The organism is Planctomycetia bacterium (assembly GCA_034440135.1).
Classification (GTDB): Bacteria; Planctomycetota; Planctomycetia; order Pirellulales; family JALHLM01; genus JALHLM01.
This window is the reverse complement of sequence record JAWXBP010000527.1, coordinates 1-3,347: the sequence shown is the minus strand read 5'-3', so window position 1 is coordinate 3,347 and position 3,347 is coordinate 1. Positions and strand designations below refer to the sequence as shown.

The window sequence follows — 3,347 nt, the reverse complement described above, 5'->3', positions numbered from 1 at the left end:
GATGCAGCCGCGGCTGCAAGAACGACATGCCTTTGGCGCTGGCTTCCGCGGCCTTGCGCCGCATGGCATCGGACCGCTCGCCGGGCGCGGCGCCGCGCCGATCGTCCCCCGGCGGATTCATGGTAGCTGGCATGTATTCATGGTAAGTGGGGAAAGCCGCCGGGGGAAGTTCCGATTGCTGTCGTCGCCAAGCTCAGGGAGGGCCGTTCTTCACGGTTGCTAAGTTGTTGGACGTCAAGCCCAGGGAAGGCCACCCATGACCGTTCCATTGGTAACTTCTACGAGGGCCTTCCCTGGGCTTAAACTGCAAAGTCGCCGACGGCCTCAAAACTTTTCGCCGCTCAGATTGCGAACCTTGGGGCGAAAGCGGAGAATAATTCTGGGACCGGTACGAACTACCGCCGCCCGGGCAAGGCAATCGGGCAGACGTGGAGGTCGCGATGATTTCGGCGTTGCGCTGGGGAATCGGGCTGGGTTGCATCTTGGCCGCGCAGGTTGCGATCGGCGCGAAGGTCGGCGAAATCACGGATGGCCCGGACCGCGCGCGGATGCTCGCGCGGGTTGATGAACTACTCGCCGCCGAATGGCAACAGGCCGGCGTCACGCCGACCGCGCCGGCCGGGGACGCCGAGTTTCTCCGCCGCGCGTATCTGGATTTGGCGGGCACGATCCCCACGGCGGCCGAAGCCCGAACGTTTTTCGCCGACGCCGATCCGGACAAGCGGGCCAAGTTGATCGATCGCCTGACCGAAAGCCCTGCCTATGCTTCTCACCTAGCGAACGTCTGGCGGCAGATGCTCTTGCCGGGCGATATGGACATCCAGCAGTTCGGCGGCGTGATCGGTTTCGAGCGTTGGCTGCGCGGACACTTCGCCGAGAACACGCGTTACGACAACGTCGTCGCGGATTTATTGGTCACCACCGGCGCCGGCAACGAAACCGGCCCGGCCTTGTTCTACACGGCCTTGCAATTGAAGCCGGAAGATCTGGCGGCGCGGACGGCGCGGATTTTTCTCGGCGTGCAAATCGAGTGCGCGCAATGTCACGATCATCCGTTCGACAAGTGGAAACAAAAGGACTTCTGGGGCTATGCGGCGTTCTTCGCACGGCTGCGACCAGGGCAAAGCCAGCGCCGGCTTTCCGCGCAGGTGATCGATACCGATTCCGGCGAAGTGATGTTGCCGGAGACGACCGAGACGGTGGAGCCGCGCTTCCTGGATGGTCAGCCGGTCGACGCCTCGGACGCGGAAGGACGCCGGCGACAGTTGGCGATTTGGCTCGCTTCGCGCGATAATCCTTACTTCGCTCGCGCCGCGGTGAATCGCGCTTGGGCGCTATTGTTCGGCCGCGGCTTGATCGACCCGGTGGACGACATGCGCGACGCCAACCCGCCGAGCCATCCGGAGTTGCTCGAGGAATTGGCCAACTACTTCATCGACAGCGGTTACGACATGCGGGAGCTGTTCCGCACGCTGGCGCGGACGCGGGCGTATCAACTGTCCAGCGAAGTGGATGGCGAACCGGCCAAGCACGAGCAGTTTGCGCGGATGTCGATCAAGACGTTGTCGGCGGATCAGTTGTATGACTCGCTGCTCAAGGTCATGCGCCGCCAACGTACCAACAATGACATGTCGCCCGAGCAGGCGTTTCTGATGGGGCTCGATCCGGAACGGCAGGCGTTCCGCGCCAAGTTCCAAAGCCCGACGGCGGGGGGCCCGGAACTGCAATCGGGCATCCCGCAGGCATTGACGTTGATGAACGGCGCGCAGATCGTCGAAGCGACGGACCTGGAACGCAGTGGGTTGCTGGGAGCGCTCGAAGCGCCGTTCTTGTCGGACGAAGAACGCGTCGAAGCGCTGTTCTTGTCGTCGTTGACGCGATTGCCGACTGAGCAGGAGTCGTCGGTGCTCTCGACCTATCTCGCCAACGGCGGCGCGAATGGAGATCGACGCCAGGCGTTGAGCGACGTCTGCTGGGCGCTGCTAAACAGCGCTGAGTTCTCACTGAATCATTAGCGCACTGTGTCGCTCGTCGCGAAACGAGAGGAGGCAGCCATGAGACGCTTTGTAGGGATCGCGCTGCTAGCGATTGTCGGCGTAGTGGGCTGCAACAATTCCGCGCCGCCGGCGCCGGTTACGCCAGCGCCAGTGGTCGCCGCACCGGAAGTTTCGCCAGCGCAGGATGTTCCCACGCCGCCGCCGCCGGATTCGGTAGTGAGCAAGGAAGCGCCGGCGGAGCCGTCGAAGGAGCCTGCTGCAACGGAGACGGCTGCCGCAGCGGACACGAAGCCAGCGGCGGAAAACGTCGACGCTGCTCCCGCGACGACGGAAGTAGCTGCCGCGACTGTAGACGGTACGCCCGCCGAGTCGGCCGCAGCCGTACCGCCCGCCAAGGGACAAACGAAACGATTGTTACTGTACACGCCGAGCGGGCCGCTGATCGTGGAGTTTGTCTTACGGATTGATGGGCGAGGCGCGGTCGAGATGAACGATGCCTTTGTCGATGAATTGCTCAAGGCCGCTGACACTGATAAGGACGGCGACACGAAGTGGACCGAAGCGCTCGCCAACCAGCGCTCGGGCATCCCGCAATTCGTGGGACAGACCGGCGGCGATACGCAAACTTTTTACGACCGCGACCGCGACGGCACCGTCGATCGCAGCGAGCTTTGGAATCTGCTCGGGCACGGCGACGCCGGCCTGGCATTTCGGCTCGATCACGCCGACGGCCCCGGCGGAACCACCACGGCTGGCGAAGTCGCGCGGTTGCTCGACACGGATGGCGACGGGGCGCTCTCGCTGGAAGAAATCGACCTTGCGCCTGCACAACTGCGCTTGGCCGATGTGAACGACGATGAACGACTCACGCCCGACGACCTCGGCGCGCCGACGATGGGCATGCCGCAACAGGCGATGAACACCGGCGCGATGGGAAATGTCGTCACGACGGCGTCGATTCTCGACGAGGAAACGGATTGGGGCGTGATCCACTACGAGCTCGATGAACGCTATCTGATGCACGGACAGTTTCGCGGCGAACCGCTACCGCTGTTTCCCGAGTTGGCGAAGAAGCTCGACGCCGACGAAAACGGGCTGCTGAGCCTGCCGGAGGCGGAGATCCTGAACTATCTGACGCCGCACGTGCGCATGGAGATTGACTTCGGCGCTACGGACACGGCCGGCGGCCAGTTGCGACTGGCCGATCTGCGCGCGGAGCTTTCAAGCGGCGTGCAACAACGCCAGACGGAGCGTTCCGCGCAATTCGATTGGCCGAATCTCACGTTAGCGTTCTCGGTGTCCGACGGCACGAATTCCGGTGAAGTCGCCGCGCAGGCCGAGGCGGGCGAG

At 63.8% G+C, this 3,347-nt stretch carries 2 protein-coding genes; both read left to right on the top strand.

Annotated elements, in window-relative coordinates:
* Nucleotides 1-440 precede the first annotated feature (440 nt).
* A complete protein-coding gene (locus tag SGJ19_29480; GenBank protein ID MDZ4784397.1) occupies nucleotides 441-2,015 on the top strand; it encodes a DUF1549 and DUF1553 domain-containing protein in 1,575 nt (524 codons plus the stop codon).
* Between the two features lie 39 nt (nucleotides 2,016-2,054).
* A partial coding sequence (locus SGJ19_29475; protein MDZ4784396.1) for an EF-hand domain-containing protein occupies nucleotides 2,055-3,347 on the top strand: 1,293 nt, incomplete at its 3' end.